Raw genomic sequence first — 21268 nt, forward strand, 5'->3', positions numbered from 1 at the left:
TTATAAAGCGCAGAAAAATAGTAAAAAAAATAAATAATGTTTGGTCAATTTTTAAATATAGTTGTTCGGTCTATTAAATTAGATAAATCTCTTTACAAAGATAATAAGAACTTTGGTGAAGCTGCAATATATTTTGCAGGCCTTATCATGATACTAGACGGGTTAGCAGGAGCTGTTGCAGCAAACACTGTTATTAAAACTGCTGTTGCAATGTCTGGTTTAACTGCCATTCTTACTTGGTTTGTATGGGGACTATTTATTTATGTGATCGGTGTAAAATTATTTCCAGATAAAGATACTAAAGTTTCATTTAAAAAAGTTTTAACAGCTGTTGGGTTTGCTCATGCACCAGGGCTTTTAAGATTTTTTGCTGTAACACCAGATTTAATGATCCCAATTATATTTTTAACTCAGTTCTGGATATTTGCTGGATTAATCATTTCAACAAAACAAGTTTTAAATCTAAAGTCTAATTTTAAATCATTTGGAATAGTCTTTTTAGCTTTTTTAATAATTGCTTTTCTTTCAATATCTTTTGTAATGAGCAAAATGAATGCTTTGCCTATAAGCAATATCAGTTAAATTGGAAATATAGTTTTTGAAAGCTTACAAGAATTACAGGTTTTAAATCCTGTTAAAATTAAATTTTGAGAAACACTCGGGTCTTCTTTTTTACACTCTTCACAAAAATTATCTAATTGAAGAACTTCTTCATCACTATTATCTTGATCATTAAAGTCTTTAGTCATTATCAGTAAGGCCAGCTCCTGCTCCACCTTGTTTTAAGCTTTCATTTTCTTCAACAAACGTTTCTTCTGAAAGCTTATAAAGCTCATTCCATTCTTTTTCTTCAAACGAGTCTCTGTTTTCTAAAATTTTTAAATAAATATTTTCAGCAGATTCGATTATTTCGTTTTTAGTGTAATTAGAATAAATATTATTATTAAAGTTTAATAAAAACTCCCTGTCATCAATTTTTAAGAATATTCTTTTACCGATTACCTCAGCTGCTCTACTTACAAATGGTAAGAAAAGTAACGGATATGAGACTTTTTTAAATGTTATCTCGTTTAAAGTTTCTAAAGTTTTAATCTGATCTAAAAAATTTACCCCTGCAATTATTGGACAATATTCATTTTTATTAGCTTCATTGTCTTGCTTTATGATGCTGATATTCTCTAATCTTAATTCTTTTTTTTTCTTAAAAAAACTATTTAAGTTTTTAATTCCAGGTAGGCTAAAAATCTCAAGTAATCTTATATTTTTTCCAATCTCTTCCGCAATCCCCCATGAATATCCAGCAGCCCTGCTCGATCTTTTAGAAACTGTATCTATTTCACTTAATGATCTCATGTTGATTAATTATAAACCCAATGTTCATCATAGTTTTTTAATTGTTCTGGTAAGGGTGCTCCTTGAAACATACATATTCTTAACCATTTATCAGAACGTGGATCAAATTTTAAAGCTCCAAAAAATGATAACTTTAATCTCAGCATATCAATAGGCATTATTTTTTGGCCAATGGTATTGTCTTGTATTTCCGAATAAGGAAATTTCTCCACTATAAATGCTCTTCTTACAACGTGTCTTAACTCATTATTGGTTGATAAAAATTTAGCAATAGTCCAACTATTTTTAGTAACCGATAACGATTCATAAAGTTTTTTAATATCTCTTGCAATTGCTAAGGGTTGCTCTAACTCAGCACCCACTTCATCAAATCTATTTGCTAGTCTAGGTTCCTCTTTATTTTTTGAGATAAACCAAAAATTTAAATTATTTTCATCTTTGGTAAAATCTATTGTTAAGATATCTGGATATTTTTTTTCTAAAATTAGCTTTAAGTCTTCTACCGTTCGCTCAGTTGGAATATTGAAATATTTTTCTTCTTCAGAGCTCATTTCTTTAATTAACGGGGACGTTATATCATCATAAGGTTCCATCATCATTGAGACGACATATTCAATGCATTCTTCACAATATTTTTTTTCTAAATACAGATATAATTCGTTAAAGGCATAATCTTGCTTAAAATTAAATTCATTATCTAGATAGACAATAAATTCATTAAGATCTTTCAATAAAGATTTAATCTTATTTATTTGATATTCACTTTCAGTATTCCAAGAAGTGATATTCTTTATTGATTTTTTTAAACATTCTAAAAATAAGTTTTTATCTTTCTCTGATATTGTTTTTATCTCTCTTATTTTTTTTAAAGAAATTTCTCTTGCTGAAATCCAGTTATTTAAAAGAGTTGGATGATTAACAATAAATGGAGCCATTCCAAGACCTGTAGAATTTCCTATTCCTAAACCTTTACAAATATTTATATCAAGATTTACAGCTTTTTTTGGATTCTTACTTTTTGCAACGTGATTAACTTGATCAAAAGTAAATTGTCTTACCAGATAAACCAACATCATTTCCAATCTAAATGGACCATATATTTCTTCTCGGTCTTTAATTCTAAATCTGTCTGCTAAGCCAAATTTACCTGACCCATAAACTGCTGTGGTTCTATATAAATAACCAACACTAGTTAACAAATCATTATCAGGCTGCTTACCTTCGCTTAAACATTCAACCACATGATTGAAAACTCTTACTGATTTATTAGCTCTTGAAAGAGTTAATTCTTTATAAGAAAGTCTGCCAAATTCTTGTTTTGGTACTTCGTTTTTTAATCTTTCAATATCTTGTTTTTTTGGAACACCATCAAAAAGTGTGAAGGCTGCATCCCATTTGGTAGCTATAACTCTATCTGATCTTTCATTATCATCTAATTCATTTGCAAAACAAATTAATGAATACACTCTATTTTTTTTCTTAAATGAATAAACTGCAGTACCATAGCCATGTTCGTTTAATTCAAATAAATCTCTTTTGTAATTCCAATCCTTAAACTCTTTTAAAAAACTTCTTAAAAATGAAAGTTTAGATTGATGAAAAGACCCAAGTCTTGATAGCTTCATTACTACATTGGGATCTCTTAAAGAAATATTCATTGATTCATTTCTTTGTAAAAATTGTACCAGTTGTTTCCAAGAATTCCATTTACTTCACTTTCTGAAAAACCAACTTTTTTAAGTCCTATCTCTAAGTTTTCAAATCCTCTTGCATCTAAAAACCAATCAGGTTGTTTTGGAAAACCAGGTTTGTTTTTAGACCCTTCTCCATAATTTTTGCTTTTAGTCCAAGTACCATTTCTCATCCACTCAACAATAGTATCTGGTTGGTTTAAACAAAGATCTGAACCTATTCCAATTTTTTCAACTCCCATAATCTCAGCTGTCTTAGCTGTCATTTCACAAAAGCTTTCTAAAGAGCAATCTGTTCCATCTTTTAAATGATGAGGGTATAAAGAGAGGCCCAATATTCCTTTGTGTTCTGATAAAATTTTTAATAGTTCGTTTGATTTGTTTCTCTTAGCTGGGTGCCAAAATGATGGATTTGCATGAGTTATTGCAATTGGTTTTTCACTTATCTCAATTGCATCAATTGTACTTTTTTCTGCTGAATGAGACATGTCTATTACAAGACCTAATCTATTCATCTCTTTAATTACCTCTTTACCAAAATTAGTAACCCCACTATCTATTGCTTCATAACATCCAGTCGCTAGTAAGGACTGATTATTATAAGTAAGCTGCATAAACCTACATCCTAAATCATAAACTTTTTCAACCAATCCAATATCATCTTCTATAGGTGAACAATTTTGAAAACCAAAAAAAACTGCAGTTTTATTTTCAGATTTAGCTTTTTCAATATCTTTAAAACTTTTACCGTGAAAAATTAAGTCGGAATTTTCTGAAAAGTGATTTTCCCAATTTTTTAATACCGTTTTTAGCTCATCAAAATCTTCGTGGTAAACAATAGTTACATGGATTGCATCCAGTCCTGCTTGTTTATTGATCTGAAAAATTTCTCTAGACCAGTTACAATATTGTAAATTATCAATTTTAAAATTCATTGTGATCTTCTTTGTTTTAAAGAATACCAATAAGATAGATAAATTCTATTAATTTTATTGAAATTTTAGGCTTAATTTGAAATAACAATTTACGTTAGAATAAAATTACAACAAATGGCTAAAAATAAATTAAACAAAGTATCAATTGTTATGGGTAGTCAATCTGACTACAAAACCATGACATTTTGTCAAAATATTCTTAAAAAATTAAACATAAAATTTGAAACAAAAATAATATCAGCTCATAGAACCCCTAAAAGAATGTATGAATTTGCTATTAATGCTGAAAAAAATGGTATTGCAGTAATTATTGCTGGAGCTGGTGGATCTGCACATTTACCAGGAATGATTTCAGCCCTTACTTCTCTACCGGTACTAGGTGTTCCAATTGAAAGTAAAAAGCTGAAAGGTCTTGATAGTCTTCTATCCATTGCACAAATGCCAAAAGGAATACCTGTTGGAACATTAGCAATTGGAGAAGATGGTGCAATTAATGCTGCCTTATTAGCTGCATCTATTATTGGTCTTAGTGATTTAACTGTTAAGAGAAAATTAAATCAGTTTCGTTTAAATCAAAGCAAATCTGTTAAAAAAAAACCCAAATAGTTGTAAAATATGTCTAAACCAATTCTTGGAATTATAGGGGGAGGTCAGTTAGGTAGTATGCTTGCTATTGCTGCAAATAAACTTGAAATTAAAACAGTTATTTTTTGCAATGATATTGATGCTCCTGCCCAAAATTTTTCTAATGATTTTGTACAGGGTGAATATAATGATAAAAACAAGATTAATGAGTTTTTGAGTAAAGTTGATGTTGTAACTTATGAATTTGAAAATATTCCCTATGAAACATTAAATGAAATTAATAAAATAAAACCTGTTTTACCAAAACCTTCTGTAAATAGAATAATTCAGCATAGATTAGCAGAAAAAGATTTTATCAATAATCTAAATATAAGAACTACAAGATATGTATCTATTGAAAAAAAATCTGAAATGGATTCTGTTGAAGATTTATTACCTGGTATACTCAAAACTACTAAATTAGGATATGATGGCAAAGGTCAACACCCTATTAACAGTTTAGAAAATTTAGACTCAATTGATGTTGATTATTCAAAAGGTTATATTTTAGAAAAATTAGTAAAATTAAAAAAAGAAATTTCAATAATCATTACTAGGTTTGGTATTCAAAAATATGAAATTTATGAACCCATTGAAAATGAACATGAAGATCAAATCTTAAGAAATTCTAAAATTCCAGCAGAGATTAGTGATAAAATATTAGAACAATCAAAACTATGGGCTACAACAATTGCAGAAGAATTAAAATATGTTGGAACTTTGTGTGTTGAGTTTTTCATTGACAGGAATGATAACCTTTATGTAAATGAAATTGCACCAAGAGTTCATAACTCAGGGCATCTAACAATTAATGCGTATAATGTAAGTCAATTTGAAAATCATGTAAGAGCAGTTTGTAAACTAGAGCAAATACCTCTTAAAAAAATATCCAATGCAATGATGACAAATATAATTGGAGATCAAATTACTAATTACAGAAATAAAGAACACAATGAAAATGAATTTTTCTTTGATTATCTTAAAAAAGAAATTAAACCAAAAAGAAAAATGGGGCACCTAACAACTCTTCTTAAGTAGATATTACTCATATGCTAAAATCAATCGAAGGAAATTTTGATAATCCAGAAGTTCATGAGCTACTTATAAAGCATTTCATTGAGTTAAGATCTGTGTCACCTGAAGGTAGTGCTCACGTACTTGATATAGCTGGATTAAAAGATCCAACTATTAAATTTTGGAGCCTGTGGGAAGAAAATAACCTAATGGGAAGTGGCGCATTAAAATTCCTAGATAATGAACATGGTGAATTCAAATCTATAAGGGTTAGTGACAACTTTAGAGGTAAAGGAAATGGTACAAAAGTCATAAATCATCTAATTAATGAGGCAAAAAAACTTAATATTAAAAGATTAAGTTTAGAAACAGGTGCTGGTGAGTTCTTTTTAAATGCCAGAAAACTATTTAGTAAGTGTGGTTTTGAGCCCTGCGAGCCCTTCTCTCATTATAAAAAAGATATCAACTCTATTTATATGACCATGCTAATAAGCAACAAATAAGTCTTTAATTATTTATTCTTTTAAATTTAGTTGACAAAACCTCAATAAATCTAAACAAAGCGTGAATTACTTAATTATAAGTAATAAAAGTAACACAATAAAAAGTAAGAAGATAAATATGAGTCTACAAGGAAAAGTAAAATGGTTCAATCCAACTAAAGGTTTTGGTTTTATTGAAAGAGAAGATAAAGAAAAAGATGTATTCGTTCACGTTTCAGCTGTTAGAGATGCTGGTATGAACGGTTTAGATGAAGGTCAAGCTTTGACTTTTGAAGTTGAAGATGGTCCAAAAGGTCCTTCAGCGGTAAATTTAAAAACTGCATAATATTCACACTTTCTATTGGCTGCGATTTTTTAATTAAATTAATTTTTTAATTATTTAGCTAAATATTTCAGCCAATACCAATCAGTTTTTTTTAAGAAATTCACTCACTATTGTATTAAATTCATCTGGCTTCTCTAAATGAACATTGTGAGAGCAGCCATTAACTATTCTTAGATCACTATTTATAATATTTTCTTTTAAAGTTTCTACTTGGTTGAAGTTATAGGCTTTGTCTTGATCTCCCCAAATTATCAAAGTTTCGTTCTTAATATTTTTTAAATTTTCAATACCACTCCAATTTTTCATAGCAACAAGAGCATTGTCCGCAGCCTCTAAAGAAGTTTGTTTACCCGCTTCTTCACATAAATAAAAATATTTAGATTTATCCTCTTCAATGAACCATGTTTTTGCAATTCTATAAGCTGTATTATCCAGTCCATTAGTTTTTAGTTTGTCTCTGGAAGCATCTATGGTTTCAAACCTGCCAGGTATATTTCCTCTTGGTCCTGTGCCATAACAAATTAACTTTAATATTTTTTCACCTGCTAACTTTGCCATTTCTTGCACAATCATGCCACCCATTGAGTGACCTAATAAATAAAAACGTTCTATTTTCTTTTTTTCTAAACTTGTCAATATAGATTTAGCCATACCTTCAATTGAATTATATGAGTTAACTTTATTACTTTTTCCAAAACCGGGTAATGCTGGTGCCAAAACTCTAAAATTCTTTTTAAAAAAGTCAGTTTGCAAAGTCCACATCTCAGATGATCCTAAAAAACCATGCACTAACACTAGTGGAGTGCCACTTCCCATATCTTCAATAAATATATCTTGCATATTTATATTTTATTAATAATCATCGAATATAACAATTTAATAATAAGTAACTAACAAGTATGACAAATAGAAAAATAACTGACCTTTATGATGTTGAATTCACTCCATTTGATAATTATGGGGTTGTTGTGCCTGGAATGAGTTGGCATAAAATTAGCTATAATAAAGAAAATGGTGGTAATGGAACTTATCTTTTAAAGATGGAACCAAATGCTAAAAGTTTGCCCCATGTGCATACAGGCTTTGAGGAATTTTTGATGTTAGAAGGTGAATTAACTGATCCAGATAATAAAGTTTTTAAAAAAGGTGATTTTGTTACTTTTGAACCAGGCTCTACACACTCATCCTTTACTAAAGATGGTTGCTTAATTTTAGTTTTTATGAGAGGTATCAACAAACCTCTTTAAGGAATTATTAAATAAATTTAATAGAAAATATATATTTATGATTGGAATTTTAGGCGGAATGGGAACTCAAGCGGGACTTGATTTTTGCAATAAACTCGCAATGTTAAATAGAGGAAAAAGTGATCAAGAATACCCTTTATTCATACTTTATAACAAATCAAATATTCCTGGAAGACCAGAATCTATTGGTGTTCAAACTAAATCATTATCTACAATTCCAAGAAACTCAAAAAATACAAAAAAATATAATAGAGTTTTAAAAAGTTTGTTAGATGGATGTAAATCATTAGAAAAAAGTGGGTGCAAATTTATTGTTATACCCTGTAACACTGCACACTATTGGTATGAAGATTTAAAGAAAAAAATCAAGATACCGATCATTAACATGCCTAAAGAAGTTTTTATACAAACAAAAAAAAGTTGTAAAAAAAATTCTAAAATTGGACTTCTTGCAACAGAGGGAACTTTAAAAACTGAGATTTATGATAAAATTTTTAAAAAGGATTATGTATTGATTAAACCTTTAAGTAATTTACAAACAAGTTCAGTAAACAAAACAATCAAACATGTAAAAATGGGCAATATAAAACTAGCAGAAAAAACTATTAAGCCTGCAATTAAATATTTAATCAAACAAAAATGTAAAAAAATAATACTTGGCTGCACTGAGATACCTATTGCAATTTTTGCATATAAATCTTTACAAAATGCTAAAGTTTCAAAATTGTACCTTGATCCTAATTTAATATTAGCCAACTCCTGTATGGCAAAATATAAAAAATAGATAATGAATATAAAAGTCAAAAAACCATATGTTATATATATGGCTGAAATTATTTACTCCTACGTTTCTATTGAAAAAAATAAAGATCCGGAGCTTGATGTAAAACAAGCTATTAATAAATTCATGGAAACTAATGAATTTATAAAATTAAGCACTGGTGCATTACATGACGAATGGTTTGGTGAATTAAAAAAAAATGAGTATCTAGACAAAGATACTGGAAATAAAATACCAGATGAAACCATTAAACTTTTAGAAATTCAAAAAGATATGACTATTAAAAATTTAATTAAAATTCCTAAACTTTACGAGACTGAAAACAATACTCTCATCGAAGCATCAAATAGAGCACAACAATTTTTATGGCGTATGTGTGAAAGTTATGAACTGTGGTGTAAAGAAACTGGGCAATCAGAGCAGCTATTATTAGGTATTACTGATTAGCTAATTGAATAATTTTACTTGTTTTTTCTATTCTACTTTTTACTAAAGCAAAAAACTCTTCTTGGCTTTCTTCTTCTTCAACTTTTAATCTTTTATCTTCTACAAAGCTTTTAATATTTTCAGTAGGAGACTTACCAGTAATTTCTTTAACTGCTTGATTAGAACCATATGAAAGGCCAGCTTGATAGATATTACCAGAGCTAGCTAATGTATAAGCAGGTCCTAATAAGGCTGTACTTTGCACACAACCATTAAGAAAAAATAGCAAAAATAATCCAGCGAAAATCTTTTTTAAAATCATTATACTCCCCCTTAATCCTAAGTATTTAAAAGCACAACTCAAGAGAGAAAGTGTTCATTTTGGATATTAATCTCTAATATTGGTATAAAATATAGCCTATAACCTTGGTATGGTTAAAATTTTTCCATTCATTTTTATTGTTTTATGGTCCTCAGCTTTTGTGACAACAAAACCAATAATAGATAACAGTGATCCCTTCGCAGCATTGGCATTTAGATTTTTTGTGGTAGCTTTTGGTTTCTATATTTATTCAATTTATACAAAACAAAAAATTTTAACAAATTTAAGAAACCTTCTACAATCACTTTTTAGTGGAGTACTTTTTCATGGTGTGTATTTGGGAGGTGTTTTTTATTCAGTTTCAATCGGAATGCCTACCGGTATCGCTGCATTAATTGTAACCTTACAGCCAATTTTAACCAATGCTTTAGCAGGAAAATTTTTAGGTGAAAAAGTTACTTTTAAACAATGGATTGGAGTGATCCTTGGGTTTATTGGTGCAGCTTTAGTTTTAGGTTTTGATATTGGATCAAGTCTTCCTGTTTTTGGAGTGATAGCTTCTTTTATGGCTCTTCTAGCGATCACAACTTCTACTTTATGGCAAAAAAAAATAAGTAATAATTTACCTTTGTCTGTCAGTAATATGTATCAAGCAATAGGTGGCTGTTCTTTTCACATAATAATTATTTTAATTTTTAGTGAACCTTATATTAATTTTACATCCACATTCTTAATAGCAATGAGTCATCAGATATTCCTTGTATCTTTTGGAGCTTTTACAATCTTAATGTTTTTAATTAAGAACAACTCAGCAAGTAAAACTGTTTCTATATTTTTTTTAATACCCCCTACTACCGCAATAATGGCTTGGATATTTTTGAATGAAAAATTGAATAATCTAGATTTAGTTGGTTTTGCTGTGGCAACTTTTGGTGTTTATATAGCAACAAGAAAGCAATAAATTTTTAAATTCCTTTATAACCAAATTCTAAGCAAGCATCAGTAATAGAATGATAAAAAGATTCTCCAAAACTTCTTAATGTGAATATTCTAACTTTGTCTGGATTATCATACACCATATCAATTGTGACTGACATTCCGTTATAAATTGAATTTAAACAAGTATTTTTTTTCAATTCATTAAAATTAAAAGGACATCCTTTTTTTAATATCTCTTTTGTATTTTTTCCCTCTATTTGAATTATCGCTCTGCTATGAGATATATTTGTTATGGCAAAATCTGTTTCTGGTAATTTTTCATTAATTTCTTTTAAAATTTCTTTCTTTGAAGAAACTAAAAGCCAGTTATTTGGTCCATTCCATAAAATTCTTGTATTGGTGTTACAGCTTATATTTTGAGTTTCATTTTTTAAGTTCAAATCATCTAACTTAATATTTTCAATAGTTATTGCTGAACTATTATACTTAACAATTTGAATGATTAGATAGTCGCTTAATTCGCTTATTTTTAACAGCTCTTTATCATTTTTTCCTTCATGATCACCAAATAAACCTTTGATATGAATATTCTTTAAAGCAGAAATTGAAGTCATGATCTTACTCTTTCACCTTTTGGATCAACATAATGCGATGAAACAATCTCAACTGGTATTGTTTTATTTTTTAAAGGAGACATTGCAAATAGTTTTTTCCCTATCATATTTTTTCCATCCTTAAGAATTGCTAGTGAAAATGGATTATCGTATTCAACACTCCAACAAGATGCTGAAATATATCCTAATTTAGGATTTGGTGTTGGAGCCATTGCATCTTTAACTAAATGAGACCCTTCCGGGATACTTGTTTTCTTATCAATTGGAACAACCCCTACTACTTTTTGTCTATCTTCAGCTATAAATGCTTCTCTTTCTAATGAGCGTTTTCCTATAAAATCTTTCTTTTTACTAACAAGTCCTTCTAAAGAGTTATCATAAGGAATGGTTCTGCCATCAAGTTCTGATCCTGCAATGTGACCCATTTCAATTCTTAGAGTTGATAATGCTTCAGTGCCATAAGGTTGAATTTTAAATTCTTGTCCTACTTCCATTATCTTCTCCCACATAAAGTTTCCATTATCAGATTCGACATTAACTTCATAAGCAAGCTCTCCTGAAAATGAAATTCTAAAAATTCGTGCGTGAACTCCAAATAAATCTGCTTCTAAATATCCCATAAAAGGTAATCCTTCATTTGAAGCATCAATATTTGGAAATAATTTTTGTAATAAATCTCTAGATTTTGGCCCAGCAATTGCAGCTCCTGCCCATTGCTCTGTAGTTGAAACCACATTTACATTTAGTTCTGGCCATACAAGTTGTAGATAATATTCAAGATGAGATAAAACATTTGCTGCTTGTGCTGTGGTTGTTGTCATATGATAATGGTTTTCAGAAATTCTTGTTGTTGTTCCATCATCCATAACAATTCCATCTTCTCTTAACATTACACCATACCTTGCTTTACCAACTGGTAGTTTTAACCAAGCATTAGTGTAAACTCTATTTAGTAGCTCTGCTGCATCAGGTCCTTTAATGTCAATTTTACCTAAAGTAGTTACGTCACAAACACCTACATTTGTTCTAACGTTTTTAGCTTCTCTTTTTGAACCTTCAAATAAAGTTTCTTCTCCAATTTTATAATATCTTGGTCTCAACCAAACACCTGCATCTACAAACACAGCATTATTTTTTTCATGCCAAGTGTGCATTGGTGATTTTCTTGTTGGTTTTGAATGTTTTCCAACTTCTCTTCCAACAATTGCACCAATAGTAACTGGTGTATACGGAGGTCTAAAAGTTGTATGACCTACTTCTGGCACTATTTTATTTTCAATGTTTGAAACTAATTGCAAACCGTTGAGATTACTTGTTTTTCCTTGGTCTGTGGCCATTCCTAGTGTCGTGTATCTTTTTACATGTTCTATGGATCGATATCCTTCTTTTAGTGCAATTTCTACATCTGAAACAGCTACGTCGTTTTGAAAATCTAAAAATCTTTTATATGTTTTTCCTTTAGGCAAAGGCACACACCAAAATTTATCATGTGTGGTAGATTTTTTTTCCATAACTGTTGGCGATGATGTTTTGTTATCATTATTAGTAATTTTTTTTGAAAGTTCATATCCAGTTTCAAATGAACTTTTTAAAGTTTCTTCTAATGTAAAAGTTCCATTAGCAGCACCTAAAGTTGTTTCATTTTGTTTTGATAATCCAGGTACAAATGCATCTATATCCTTATTAAAAGTAGTTTTGTTTCCCGATTGAGAAGCTAAATGTATTGTTGGTGTCCAAAAGCCTGAAACACAAATACAATCACAATTAATATTTTCTAAAGTTCCTAGTTCGTTTTTATCATCAGAAATTTTAGCAACTTCAGCAGATTTAACTTTTTTATACCCTTTAGCCGCAACTACTACGTAAGAAAATTTAATTTTAACATCTAGTTTTTTTGCTTCATCTATAATTTCTGACTTTGGTTCTTTTCTTGTATCTAAAATAATTGGATCAACACCATTTTTTTTAAACTCTATAGCCGTTTCATATCCGCTATCATTATTGGTAAATATTAAAGGTTTTTTACCAACTAACACTCCATAAACTTTTAAATATTCTTTTGCTGCAGAAGACAGCATCACACCTGGTGTATCGTTATTTCCAAATACTAAAGGTCTTTCAATTGATCCTGATGAAATTAAAACTTCTTTTGCTCTAATATACCAAAGTCTTTGTTTTGGATTATATTTTTTAGTTTTAGGTAAGTGGTCACTTAATTTTTCTGACATCACTAACATATTGTGATCGTAGTAACCAAATACTTGAGATCTATTTTTAACAATAACATTAGGCATTTCTTTAAGTTCAGAAATAATATTTTCTGCCCATTCTTTTCCTGTTTGATTGCCAATATTAACTTCACTAGTTAATAAAGTTCCACCAAATCTGGGTTTATCTTCGGCCAAAATTACTCTTGCTCCATTTTTAGCAGCAGCATATGCGCTTGCTAAACCAGAAGGCCCTGAACCTGCAATGAGTAAATCACAATACTCATATTTATGTTCGTATCTTTCCTTGTCATGTTCGATTGATGCAACTCCAAGTCCTGCAGCTTTTCTTATAAATGGCTCATAAACTTTGTACCAAAAACTTTTTGGCCACATAAACGTTTTGTAATAAAATCCTGCTGGAAGAAATATTTTTAACAAATTGTTGATAGCACCAATATCAAAATTAACACTTGGCCAACAATTAACACTTGTTGCTTCCAAACCTTCAAAGAGCTCTTGTTCTGTAGCTTTTACATTCGGTTCAGTTTCATTATTTCTGTATAATTGAACAATTGCATATGGCTCATCTACACCTGCACCAAAAAAACCTCTGGGTCTATGATATTTAAAGCTTCTTCCTATTAAATGAACTCCATTAGCAAGTAATGCTGATGCTAACGTGTCTCCCTCATAGCCAAAGTACGTTACACCATTAAATTTAAATGAGATTTTTTTATCTCTATTTATTAGTCCAATATTATCTAATCTATAATTTTGTGTCATATTAAATATCTTCGCTAGCTTTAACGGTTTTAAATATTTCGTGAGTTGCAGTGTCTCTTTCTACTTTAATCCACTGTCTGCATCCTGATATATGTTGCCATAGCTCTTTGTGTTTTCCTCTTAAACTTTTTCTATTATAGACAAAATTATCCCAATCTTGATCTGAAACTTCTTTATTAAGTTCTGGTCTTTTAACAGTTGCATCACCACCATATGAAAATTCATTTTGAGATCTCATCCCACAGTGAGGACATTTAATATGAAGCATTTATGAAATCCACGTTTTAGTTCCAAGTCCTTTTTCATCTAATAAGTGACCTGTGTGAAATCTATTTAAACTATATCCAGCATTTAATTTGTGAACTCTATCTTGTGCAATTGTATGTGCAAATGTCCATCCTGATGCTGGTGTTGCTTTAAATCCACCATAACACCATCCACAATTTAAATATAATCCTTCAATATGAGTTTTATCTATTATAGGCGAGCCGTCCATAGACATATCCATTATCCCACCCCAAGTTCTAAGCATTTTTAGTTTGCTAAGAAAAGGCATCATCGCAATTCCTTCAGTTAAAACATGTTGAAGGGTTGGAAGGTTTCCTCTTTGCGCATAGCTATTATAGCCATCCAAATCTCCTCCCATTACCATCTCACCTTTATCCGACTGACTAATATAAAAGTGTCCTGCACCAAAAGTTACAACTTTATCTAAAACAGGTTTAACGGGTTCTGAAACACAAGCTTGTAAAAGATGTGTTTCAATTGGTACTGTCATGTTTAATTTCTCTGCTAAAATATTTGTACTACCTGCAACACATAGTCCAATTTTTTTAACTTTAATATCCCCTCGTGAAGTTCTAACACCTTGAATTTTTCCACCTACGACATCAAAACCTGTTACTTCACAATTTTGAATAATATCTACACCCATTGAATCTGCTTGACGTGCATAACCCCATGCAACAGCATCATGCCTTGCTGTTCCAGCACTTGGTTGCATCAGTCCACCAAATATAGGAAACCTTACATTGTCTGAAAAGTCAGCCATTGGAATAATTTCTTTTACCTCTTCTCTATTTAATAAAACTGCATCGATACCATTTAATCGCATTGAGTTTCCTCTTCTTGCGAAAACATTCATCTGGGCATCTGAGTGAGCAAGGTTAATAATTCCTCTTGGAGAAAACATTACATTGTAATTTAAATCCTGACTCATCTTTCTCCACAAATCCATTCCAAACTCACTGAACAATGCATTATCGTCATGCATGTAGTTCGATCTAATGATTGTGGTATTTCTTCCAACATTTCCACCGCCGATCCAACCTTTTTCGATGATAGCAACGTTTGTAATATTGTGCTCTTTAGCTAAATAATAAGCAGTTGCTAGGCCGTGACCACCTCCACCAATTATAACTACATCATATTCTTTTTTAGGAGTTGGATCTTTCCAAGCCAAATCCCAATTTTGATGACCAGAGAAGGCATTTTTGATCAAATTAAATATAGAATATTTTTGCATAAAATAATTTTATACAAAGGAATATAAATAGTTCTTATTTTTTTTATATATATTTTTTAGAAGTTTCCAAAAATTTAAAATAAGATATCAATTGGGCATTAAAAATTAATTTTATAGGAGTTTAAAATGAGCGAAGTTAAGTCAGACATTCAAATAGCTAGAGAAGCTAAAATGCAACCTATAAATGATATTTTAGCCAAGATAAATGTGCCTGATGAAAGCTCAGCTTTTAGTCCAATGGGAAGACACATAGCAAAGATTAATTTAGAATATTTAGATACTTTAAAAGATAAACCAAATGGAAAACTTGTATTAGTGACGGCAATCACTCCTACACCAGCTGGTGAAGGAAAAACCACAACTTCAGTTGGTTTAAATGATGGATTAAACAAAATTGGAAAAAAATCTATTGTTTGTTTAAGAGAGCCAAGCCTTGGTCCCTCTTTTGGAATGAAAGGTGGAGCAGCTGGTGGCGGTTATGCTCAAGTAGTTCCAATGGAACAAATTAATTTACATTTTACTGGTGATTTTCACGCAATAACATCAGCTCATAATTTGTTGTCAGCCTTAATTGATAATCATATCTATTGGGGAAATAAACTAGATATCGATGTTAGAAGAATTGTCTGGAAAAGAGTAATGGATATGAACGATCGTTCTTTAAGATCTATAAATATAAACTTAGGTGGAGTTGCAAATGGTTTTCCAAGAGAAGATGGTTTTGATATTACTGTTGCATCTGAAATCATGGCAATTTTCTGCTTATCAAATGATTTAGAAGATTTAGAAAAGAGAATAGGAAATATTACAATTGCTTATACTAGAGATAAAAAACCTGTTTATGCTAAAGATTTAAAAGCACAAGGTCCAATGACAGTATTATTAAAAGATGCAATTCGACCTAACGTTACTCAAACTTTAGAAAATAATCCTGCAATTATTCATGGTGGCCCTTTTGCTAACATTGCTCATGGCTGTAATTCTGTAATTGCAACAAAGACTGGACTAAAACTTGCTGACTATGTTGTTACAGAAGCAGGATTTGGTGCAGACCTTGGTGCAGAAAAATTCCTTGATATTAAATGTAGAAAATCAGATTTAAAACCTAGCTGTGTTGTAATTGTTGCAACTATTAGAGCGTTAAAAATGCATGGTGGTGTAGCAAAAGATGATCTTAAAACAGAAAATGTAGAAGCCTTAAAAAAAGGTCTAGTTAACCTTCAAAGACATGTAGAAAATGTAAAAAAATTTGGTTTACCAGTTGCAGTAGCTGTTAATCATTTTATTAAAGATACAGAGAATGAAGTAAAAGCTTTGATAGAATTTTGTGACACTATTGGAGTTAAAGCAAGTCTTTGTACTCATTGGGCAAATGGTGGTGAAGGTACAAAAGAACTTGCAAGTCATGTTGCTGAATTATGTGAGAAAAATGAGGATAAATTCAAATTCTTATATGAAAGTAAAACTCCTCTATTTAAAAAAATAGAAACAATTGCAAAAGAAATTTATAGAGCAGATGAGGTTATTGCAGATACTAAAATTAGAGATCAATTAAAAAGCTTTGAAGATGCTGGATATGGTGACTTTCCAATTTGTATTGCAAAAACCCAATACAGCTTCTCAACAGATCCAAGCTTAAAAGGTGCACCAAAAGGACACTCTTTACCAATTAGGGAGATTAAACTTTCTTCTGGAGCAGAGTTTATTGTTGTTATATGTGGAGCTGTTATGACGATGCCTGGGTTACCAAGAGTTCCAGCAGCAGATTCAATTAAGCTAAATAAAGATGGTGAAATTGAAGGTCTATTTTAGAAACTAGTTACGCAGATAATTAAGCCAGTTTCTAACTTCACATGTTCTGTCATTAAAATCTAATAGTTCGTTTTGAGATTTTATGTATGAGATATGACTTTCATACTCTTCTTCATTTAAAAAATTTTTATTTACAAATAGTCGTTCTTTACGACCTTCAATAAGTTTAAGCATCTGAAAGTACTCATAATCAGGATGATACTGTAAGCCAATAATTTCAGAGTTTCCCGCACTAAAACTAACGCCCATTACATTGTTAACTTTATCACTTGATAGAAGAATAGCATTTTCCGGTAATTCACTTACTTCATCAAAATTAAATGCTGGTGATGTAAAAATCTTTTTCTTATCTTTGTAAATAAAATGCTTCTCACCTTCATTATTAATAATTACATCTGATGCAATTCCAATGTGAGCACCATTTTTACCAGGGTTTACCTTGCCTCCAGCTGCTGTAGAACAAACTTGTAATCCCCAACAAATAGCTAAAATCTTCTTTTTTTGAGTAAAACAATTTGATGCAAAATTAATATGTTTCTTAATCACATCCGTCATATCATTTATTCGCATTGCACCACCCGTAAAGACAATACCATTATATTTACTCATGTCTTTTAGAGCATTCGTAGTCTCATCATCATTACCAGGATTTATAATTTCAGTAATTGCAGATGGTTCTATTTTTAAGATTAAATTTTTTAAATTATCTGCTGCAGAAGCTCCAGCTGCTTTAATAAAAAACTCACTATCTTCTCTAATATTTCCTTCAACAATTAAAATATTTAAATCACTCATTTAAACAATTCACCTGTCATACTGTTCTGGTACATTATCCTCATATCATCCTCAGTTAATTTTTTTGGATTTCCTCCAGTAGATGGGTCTGCTAAAGCCATTTTTGATAATCTATCAATATCAAAATCTTTTTCATCAATCACTTCTGATAATTTATGAGGCATATCAAGTTTTTTTCTTAAATCTAAAACCCAGTTAACAAAACCATCAAAAGATCTGTCTTTAAGTTCTAAATAGTCACAAATTTTAATTATTTTCTTTTCAATTACATCTTTGTTAAAAGTTAATACGTAAGGCATAAATATTGCATTAGATAAACCGTGATGAATATTATTTAATGCATTGACAGGGTGACTTAGAGAGTGAATTGCTCCTAGTCCTTTTTGAAATGCAGTTGAGCCCATACTAGCTGCTGTTAACATATTCATTCTTGCTTCAATATTAGATCCATTGCTAACAGCTTCTAATAGCCACTTATCAATTAATCTCATTCCTTCTAAAGCAATTCCATCTGCCATCGGATGATAGCCTGGTGCACAATAGGCTTCTAAATTATGTGCTAGTGCATCCATTCCAGTTGCTGCAGTCATTTTTGCTGGTAATCCAACTGTTAAAATTGGATCTAAAATAACTATTGAGGGTAAAAATTTTGGATGAAAAATAATATTTTTCACGCCTGTTTCTTCATTTAATATTACTGATGCTCTGCCAGTTTCAGAACCAGTGCCAGCAGTAGTAGGTACTGCAATAATGGGAGCAATCTTATCAGAGTTTGCTTTAGTCCAATTATCTCCAACATCTTCGAAATCCCAAATAGGTAGATTTTGACCTGACATAAAAGCAACTGCTTTACCAACATCTAAACCACTACCACCTCCAAACGCAATAACACCATCACAATTGTTTTTTTTATAACTATCAACACCTTCATTAACATTCGTGCCAGTTGGGTTACCAACAACATTTGAATATAATGCAGCAATAATTCCACCCTCTTTTAAAATCGATAAAGTGTTTTTAACAATAACTGATTGAGCTAATCCATTATCAGTAACAAGCAGTGGCTTTTTAATGTTTAAATTTTTACATGCTGAAGCAACATCATTAATTCTATTTTCACCTACCCACATTGTAGTAGGATAATTCCAGTTGTATTTTTGCATATTATGTTTTAGTGTTTTATAAAGTTGGTTGATGTATATCACTTTCTAAAATAATTTTAACCGAAATATTTATGCAAAAAACTATTACACCTATTGATAATACCCTTTATATCGAAAGAAATTATGATGGAGCTAAAATAGAAGAAACTATTAATGGCTCAATGAAAGCTCAAAAAATGTGGGCCGATCTAGATATTAAAGAAAGAGTAAAACTATTAACAAGTTTTGTTGAAGATTTTTTATCAAGAAGCGATCTGATTTGTGAAGAACTAAGTAGACAAATTGGTAGACCTATTTCTCAAGCGGCTGGTGAATTAAAGGGCTTTAAAGAAAGAGCCGATTACATGCTATCTATTGCAGAAAAGAAATTATCAAATATTGATGTAGCAAAAGATGATAATTTTAAAAGTTATATAAAAAGAAAAGCTCTTGGTGTAGTTTTTGTAATAGCGCCATGGAACTATCCATACCTCGTTGCAGTAAACTCTATAATACCAGCTATGGCAGCAGGTAATTCTGTTATATTAAAACATTCTGCTCAAACCCCTTTATGTTCTGAGCAACTTTACCAATCAGCTAAAAAAATTCTGCCTAAGGATATTTTTAATTATTTACATTTAAACCATGAAGATAGTTTAAAAATTGTTTCTGATAAGCGAATTAATTTTGTCTCATTCACTGGATCAGTAAAAGCAGGTTACGATGTTCAAAGAGCAACTCAGAATAAATTTATTGATATGACTTTAGAATTGGGTGGTAAAGATCCAGCTTATGCCAGATATGATTGTGACTTAGAAAAAACAGTTGAAAATTTGGTTGATGGATCTTTTTTTAACTCAGGTCAATCATGTTGTGGAATAGAAAGAATTTATGTTGATGAAAAAATTTATAATAATTTTTTAGAATTGTTTGTTTCAAAAACTTATAATTACAAACTTGGAAATCCATTAGAAAAAGAAACCAACTTAGGTCCTGTGGTTAAACTATCAGCTGCTGATTTTATTTTACAACAAATAAACTCTGCAATTGATAAAGGTGCAAAAAAAATGATTGATGAAAGTAAATTTAACTTTTCAAAAGAACATAAAAATTATTTAATTCCTCAGGTTTTAACAAACGTGAACCATGATATGGCTTTTATGACTGAAGAAACTTTTGGACCCTGTGTTGGGATTATGAAGGTTAAAGATGATAATGAAGCAATTAAATTAATGAATGATAGTCCTTATGGATTAACAGCTTCAGTTTGGACAAAAGATCTTGATGTTGCTCAAAAAATTGGCAATCAAATTAATACAGGCACGTTTTATATGAATAGATGTGATTATCTAGATCCTGCATTATCATGGACTGGTGTTAATGAAACCGGAAAAGGTTGTTCGCTATCTGAGGTAGCTTATGAAAAATTAACTTCACCAAAAAGCTTTCACTTAAGAAAAGAACAATAAAATGAAATTAAATTTTAAAGGTAAAACTGCTGTAATCACTGGTGCAAGTGGTGGTATGGGTTTAGAGATGTCAAAAAAACTATCTCAAAACAATATTTCAGTTTTAATGTTAGATTTAAAAAGTCCTAGTAAAGAATTTTTAGATAATAATAAAAAATGTGAATTTAAAAAAGTTGATGTAACTAATTTTAATAAATTGAAAGTATATATCGATAATTTTTATAAAAAACACAAAAGATTGGACTACCTAGTTAATACAACTGGTGTTCTTTGGTTTGATAAAGATGTATCAGCGGTAAATATAGATTTTAATGTATGGGATAAAGTTTTTGAAATAAATTTAAAATCTATGATGTATCTTTCAAAAATTATTGTACCTAAAATGATTAAAAATAAATTTGGTTCAATGGTGCATATATCTTCCATTGATGCATTATCTGGTGATGACAAACCTCAAGACGCTTATGGTGCTTCAAAAGCAGCAATGATTAGACTTTCAAAGTCCTTTGCCATTCAATTTGCATCTAACAAAATTAGATCAAATATAATCTTACCTGGGCCAATAGATACGGGTATGCAGATTAGATGGAAAAAAAATCCTAATACAAAGAAAAATTTAGAAAAATTTATTCCTTTAAATAAAGTAGGTAAACCCGAAGATATTTCAAATGCTTCTTTATTCTTATTAAGTGATCAAGCAGATTATATTACTGGAACTGAATTGATTGTTGATGGGGGTCTTACGGCTAATCCGTAGT

The 21268-nt window shown here is 30.4% G+C and carries 24 protein-coding genes; 12 read left to right on the top strand and 12 right to left on the bottom strand.

All coding sequences use genetic code 11. The features are described 5' to 3' along the window. Window positions 1-36: 36 nt before the first annotated feature. The gene (locus AC5SL0_RS04390) at window positions 37-582 is read left to right on the top strand and encodes a hypothetical protein (RefSeq protein ID WP_006998016.1); all 546 of its coding nucleotides are present in this window, start codon (window positions 37-39) and stop codon (window positions 580-582) included. Here the strand turns inward: AC5SL0_RS04390 and AC5SL0_RS04395 are convergent. From AC5SL0_RS04395 to AC5SL0_RS04410, 4 genes are read right to left on the bottom strand one after another with little or no spacing between them, the layout of a single operon-like run. Next, window positions 579-749, bottom strand: a complete 171-nt coding sequence (locus AC5SL0_RS04395) for a hypothetical protein (RefSeq protein ID WP_271563586.1) — start codon at window positions 747-749, stop codon at window positions 579-581. The two genes, AC5SL0_RS04390 and AC5SL0_RS04395, sit on opposite strands and share 4 nt — an antisense overlap. After that, complete coding sequence (locus AC5SL0_RS04400; RefSeq protein ID WP_271564501.1) at window positions 742-1353, bottom strand: DUF3726 domain-containing protein; 612 nt, start codon at window positions 1351-1353, stop codon at window positions 742-744. Before AC5SL0_RS04400 ends, AC5SL0_RS04395 begins: the two co-directional genes overlap by 8 nt. 5 nt (window positions 1354-1358) lie before the next feature. After that, window positions 1359-3011: a hypothetical protein gene (locus AC5SL0_RS04405; protein WP_494587156.1), complete on the bottom strand. Its 1653-nt coding sequence runs from the start codon at window positions 3009-3011 to the stop codon at window positions 1359-1361. Continuing rightward, complete coding sequence (locus AC5SL0_RS04410) at window positions 3008-3979, bottom strand: membrane dipeptidase (protein ID WP_494587157.1); 972 nt, start codon at window positions 3977-3979, stop codon at window positions 3008-3010. Before AC5SL0_RS04410 ends, AC5SL0_RS04405 begins: the two co-directional genes overlap by 4 nt. A 114-nt stretch (window positions 3980-4093) precedes the next feature. On the opposite strand from AC5SL0_RS04410, the gene purE reads away from it, so the two are divergent. The 4 genes from purE (at window position 4094) to AC5SL0_RS04430 (ending at window position 6445) form a co-directional block, all read left to right on the top strand. Next, entirely contained in the window at window positions 4094-4585 is a 492-nt protein-coding gene (purE, locus tag AC5SL0_RS04415; protein WP_006998011.1) for a 5-(carboxyamino)imidazole ribonucleotide mutase, read from the top strand. Window positions 4586-4594: 9 nt separating this feature from the next. Continuing rightward, window positions 4595-5641 carry a 5-(carboxyamino)imidazole ribonucleotide synthase gene (locus tag AC5SL0_RS04420; RefSeq protein WP_494617929.1) on the top strand — a complete coding sequence of 349 codons (1047 nt, stop codon included), beginning with the start codon at window positions 4595-4597 and terminating at the stop codon, window positions 5639-5641. An 11-nt stretch (window positions 5642-5652) separates the two neighbouring features. Next, complete coding sequence (locus AC5SL0_RS04425; protein WP_018414294.1) at window positions 5653-6120, top strand: GNAT family N-acetyltransferase; 468 nt, start codon at window positions 5653-5655, stop codon at window positions 6118-6120. Window positions 6121-6238: 118 nt separating this feature from the next. Next, entirely contained in the window at window positions 6239-6445 is a 207-nt protein-coding gene (locus tag AC5SL0_RS04430) for a cold-shock protein (protein ID WP_006998008.1), read from the top strand. A gap of 81 nt (window positions 6446-6526) precedes the next feature. On the opposite strand, the gene AC5SL0_RS04435 is transcribed toward AC5SL0_RS04430, so the two are convergent. After that, entirely contained in the window at window positions 6527-7285 is a 759-nt protein-coding gene (locus AC5SL0_RS04435; protein ID WP_006998007.1) for an alpha/beta fold hydrolase, read from the bottom strand. Between the two features lie 59 nt (window positions 7286-7344). Here AC5SL0_RS04435 and AC5SL0_RS04440 point away from each other — a divergent pair, with 59 nt between their 5' ends. Genes AC5SL0_RS04440 through AC5SL0_RS04450 form a run of 3 tightly spaced genes read left to right on the top strand, consistent with a single transcriptional unit; the run spans window position 7345 to window position 8920 of the window. Next, the gene (locus AC5SL0_RS04440) at window positions 7345-7692 is read left to right on the top strand and encodes a cupin domain-containing protein (RefSeq protein ID WP_006998006.1); all 348 of its coding nucleotides are present in this window, start codon (window positions 7345-7347) and stop codon (window positions 7690-7692) included. Window positions 7693-7729: 37 nt separating this feature from the next. Then, window positions 7730-8476, top strand: coding sequence for an aspartate/glutamate racemase family protein (locus tag AC5SL0_RS04445; RefSeq protein ID WP_494617931.1), 747 nt, complete (start codon window positions 7730-7732; stop codon window positions 8474-8476). Window positions 8477-8479: 3 nt separating this feature from the next. Beyond that, the gene (locus AC5SL0_RS04450) at window positions 8480-8920 is read left to right on the top strand and encodes a hypothetical protein (RefSeq protein WP_006998004.1); all 441 of its coding nucleotides are present in this window, start codon (window positions 8480-8482) and stop codon (window positions 8918-8920) included. On the opposite strand, the gene AC5SL0_RS04455 is transcribed toward AC5SL0_RS04450, so the two are convergent. Next, window positions 8910-9221 (bottom strand): hypothetical protein, encoded by a 312-nt coding sequence (locus AC5SL0_RS04455; RefSeq protein ID WP_494617933.1) that lies wholly within the window; start codon window positions 9219-9221, stop codon window positions 8910-8912. The two genes, AC5SL0_RS04450 and AC5SL0_RS04455, sit on opposite strands and share 11 nt — an antisense overlap. Before the next feature lie 109 nt (window positions 9222-9330). Here AC5SL0_RS04455 and AC5SL0_RS04460 point away from each other — a divergent pair, with 109 nt between their 5' ends. Beyond that, window positions 9331-10182: a DMT family transporter gene (locus AC5SL0_RS04460; RefSeq protein WP_271579833.1), complete on the top strand. Its 852-nt coding sequence runs from the start codon at window positions 9331-9333 to the stop codon at window positions 10180-10182. A gap of 4 nt (window positions 10183-10186) precedes the next feature. Here the strand turns inward: AC5SL0_RS04460 and AC5SL0_RS04465 are convergent, their stop codons facing one another. The 4 genes from AC5SL0_RS04465 to AC5SL0_RS04480 are packed head-to-tail and all read right to left on the bottom strand — an operon-like array spanning window position 10187 to window position 15292. After that, on the bottom strand, window positions 10187-10774 hold the full coding sequence (locus AC5SL0_RS04465; protein WP_494617935.1) for a sarcosine oxidase subunit gamma family protein: 588 nt from the start codon (window positions 10772-10774) through the stop codon (window positions 10187-10189). Then, window positions 10771-13767 carry a sarcosine oxidase subunit alpha family protein gene (locus tag AC5SL0_RS04470; RefSeq protein ID WP_494617937.1) on the bottom strand — a complete coding sequence of 999 codons (2997 nt, stop codon included), beginning with the start codon at window positions 13765-13767 and terminating at the stop codon, window positions 10771-10773. The genes AC5SL0_RS04465 and AC5SL0_RS04470 overlap by 4 nt, the downstream gene beginning before the upstream one ends. 1 nt (window position 13768) lies before the next feature. After that, window positions 13769-14035, bottom strand: coding sequence for a sarcosine oxidase subunit delta (locus tag AC5SL0_RS04475; RefSeq protein WP_006997999.1), 267 nt, complete (start codon window positions 14033-14035; stop codon window positions 13769-13771). Then, window positions 14036-15292, bottom strand: coding sequence for a sarcosine oxidase subunit beta family protein (locus AC5SL0_RS04480; protein WP_011282278.1), 1257 nt, complete (start codon window positions 15290-15292; stop codon window positions 14036-14038). It lies immediately after the preceding gene. Between the two features lie 126 nt (window positions 15293-15418). Here AC5SL0_RS04480 and AC5SL0_RS04485 point away from each other — a divergent pair, with 126 nt between their 5' ends. Beyond that, the gene (locus tag AC5SL0_RS04485) at window positions 15419-17104 is read left to right on the top strand and encodes a formate--tetrahydrofolate ligase (RefSeq protein ID WP_020169581.1); all 1686 of its coding nucleotides are present in this window, start codon (window positions 15419-15421) and stop codon (window positions 17102-17104) included. A gap of 3 nt (window positions 17105-17107) precedes the next feature. Here AC5SL0_RS04485 and AC5SL0_RS04490 read toward each other — a convergent pair whose 3' ends face one another. Together AC5SL0_RS04490 and AC5SL0_RS04495 are read right to left on the bottom strand one after the other, a co-directional pair. Next, a complete protein-coding gene (locus AC5SL0_RS04490) occupies window positions 17108-17899 on the bottom strand; it encodes a type 1 glutamine amidotransferase (protein WP_020169582.1) in 792 nt (263 codons plus the stop codon). After that, window positions 17896-19062 carry an iron-containing alcohol dehydrogenase gene (locus AC5SL0_RS04495; RefSeq protein WP_020169583.1) on the bottom strand — a complete coding sequence of 389 codons (1167 nt, stop codon included), beginning with the start codon at window positions 19060-19062 and terminating at the stop codon, window positions 17896-17898. The genes AC5SL0_RS04490 and AC5SL0_RS04495 overlap by 4 nt, the downstream gene beginning before the upstream one ends. Window positions 19063-19133: 71 nt before the next feature. Between AC5SL0_RS04495 and AC5SL0_RS04500 the strand changes: the two genes are divergently transcribed. Together AC5SL0_RS04500 and AC5SL0_RS04505 are read left to right on the top strand one after the other, a co-directional pair. Then, on the top strand, window positions 19134-20510 hold the full coding sequence (locus AC5SL0_RS04500) for an aldehyde dehydrogenase family protein (protein ID WP_027307076.1): 1377 nt from the start codon (window positions 19134-19136) through the stop codon (window positions 20508-20510). Between the two features lies 1 nt (window position 20511). Beyond that, window positions 20512-21267, top strand: a complete 756-nt coding sequence (locus tag AC5SL0_RS04505; protein ID WP_027307077.1) for an SDR family NAD(P)-dependent oxidoreductase — start codon at window positions 20512-20514, stop codon at window positions 21265-21267. Window position 21268 lies beyond the last annotated feature (1 nt).

The sequence above is a fragment of the Candidatus Pelagibacter sp. PS_16 genome (assembly GCF_059417965.1).

What these genes read in the sequence shown, in the direction of transcription:
- AC5SL0_RS04390 (WP_006998016.1), top strand. Translation starts at nt 37, where the DNA reads ATGTTTGGTCAATTTTTAAATATAGTTGTTCGGTCTATTAAATTAGAT.
- AC5SL0_RS04395 (WP_271563586.1), bottom strand. Translation starts at nt 749, where the DNA reads ATGACTAAAGACTTTAATGATCAAGATAATAGTGATGAAGAAGTTCTT.
- AC5SL0_RS04400 (WP_271564501.1), bottom strand. Translation starts at nt 1,353, where the DNA reads ATGAGATCATTAAGTGAAATAGATACAGTTTCTAAAAGATCGAGCAGG.
- AC5SL0_RS04405 (WP_494587156.1), bottom strand. Translation starts at nt 3,011, where the DNA reads ATGAATATTTCTTTAAGAGATCCCAATGTAGTAATGAAGCTATCAAGA.
- AC5SL0_RS04410 (WP_494587157.1), bottom strand. Translation starts at nt 3,979, where the DNA reads ATGAATTTTAAAATTGATAATTTACAATATTGTAACTGGTCTAGAGAA.
- purE (WP_006998011.1), top strand. Translation starts at nt 4,094, where the DNA reads ATGGCTAAAAATAAATTAAACAAAGTATCAATTGTTATGGGTAGTCAA.
- AC5SL0_RS04420 (WP_494617929.1), top strand. Translation starts at nt 4,595, where the DNA reads ATGTCTAAACCAATTCTTGGAATTATAGGGGGAGGTCAGTTAGGTAGT.
- AC5SL0_RS04425 (WP_018414294.1), top strand. Translation starts at nt 5,653, where the DNA reads ATGCTAAAATCAATCGAAGGAAATTTTGATAATCCAGAAGTTCATGAG.
- AC5SL0_RS04430 (WP_006998008.1), top strand. Translation starts at nt 6,239, where the DNA reads ATGAGTCTACAAGGAAAAGTAAAATGGTTCAATCCAACTAAAGGTTTT.
- AC5SL0_RS04435 (WP_006998007.1), bottom strand. Translation starts at nt 7,285, where the DNA reads ATGCAAGATATATTTATTGAAGATATGGGAAGTGGCACTCCACTAGTG.
- AC5SL0_RS04440 (WP_006998006.1), top strand. Translation starts at nt 7,345, where the DNA reads ATGACAAATAGAAAAATAACTGACCTTTATGATGTTGAATTCACTCCA.
- AC5SL0_RS04445 (WP_494617931.1), top strand. Translation starts at nt 7,730, where the DNA reads ATGATTGGAATTTTAGGCGGAATGGGAACTCAAGCGGGACTTGATTTT.
- AC5SL0_RS04450 (WP_006998004.1), top strand. Translation starts at nt 8,480, where the DNA reads ATGAATATAAAAGTCAAAAAACCATATGTTATATATATGGCTGAAATT.
- AC5SL0_RS04455 (WP_494617933.1), bottom strand. Translation starts at nt 9,221, where the DNA reads ATGATTTTAAAAAAGATTTTCGCTGGATTATTTTTGCTATTTTTTCTT.
- AC5SL0_RS04460 (WP_271579833.1), top strand. Translation starts at nt 9,331, where the DNA reads ATGGTTAAAATTTTTCCATTCATTTTTATTGTTTTATGGTCCTCAGCT.
- AC5SL0_RS04465 (WP_494617935.1), bottom strand. Translation starts at nt 10,774, where the DNA reads ATGACTTCAATTTCTGCTTTAAAGAATATTCATATCAAAGGTTTATTT.
- AC5SL0_RS04470 (WP_494617937.1), bottom strand. Translation starts at nt 13,767, where the DNA reads ATGACACAAAATTATAGATTAGATAATATTGGACTAATAAATAGAGAT.
- AC5SL0_RS04475 (WP_006997999.1), bottom strand. Translation starts at nt 14,035, where the DNA reads ATGCTTCATATTAAATGTCCTCACTGTGGGATGAGATCTCAAAATGAA.
- AC5SL0_RS04480 (WP_011282278.1), bottom strand. Translation starts at nt 15,292, where the DNA reads ATGCAAAAATATTCTATATTTAATTTGATCAAAAATGCCTTCTCTGGT.
- AC5SL0_RS04485 (WP_020169581.1), top strand. Translation starts at nt 15,419, where the DNA reads ATGAGCGAAGTTAAGTCAGACATTCAAATAGCTAGAGAAGCTAAAATG.
- AC5SL0_RS04490 (WP_020169582.1), bottom strand. Translation starts at nt 17,899, where the DNA reads ATGAGTGATTTAAATATTTTAATTGTTGAAGGAAATATTAGAGAAGAT.
- AC5SL0_RS04495 (WP_020169583.1), bottom strand. Translation starts at nt 19,062, where the DNA reads ATGCAAAAATACAACTGGAATTATCCTACTACAATGTGGGTAGGTGAA.
- AC5SL0_RS04500 (WP_027307076.1), top strand. Translation starts at nt 19,134, where the DNA reads ATGCAAAAAACTATTACACCTATTGATAATACCCTTTATATCGAAAGA.
- AC5SL0_RS04505 (WP_027307077.1), top strand. Translation starts at nt 20,512, where the DNA reads ATGAAATTAAATTTTAAAGGTAAAACTGCTGTAATCACTGGTGCAAGT.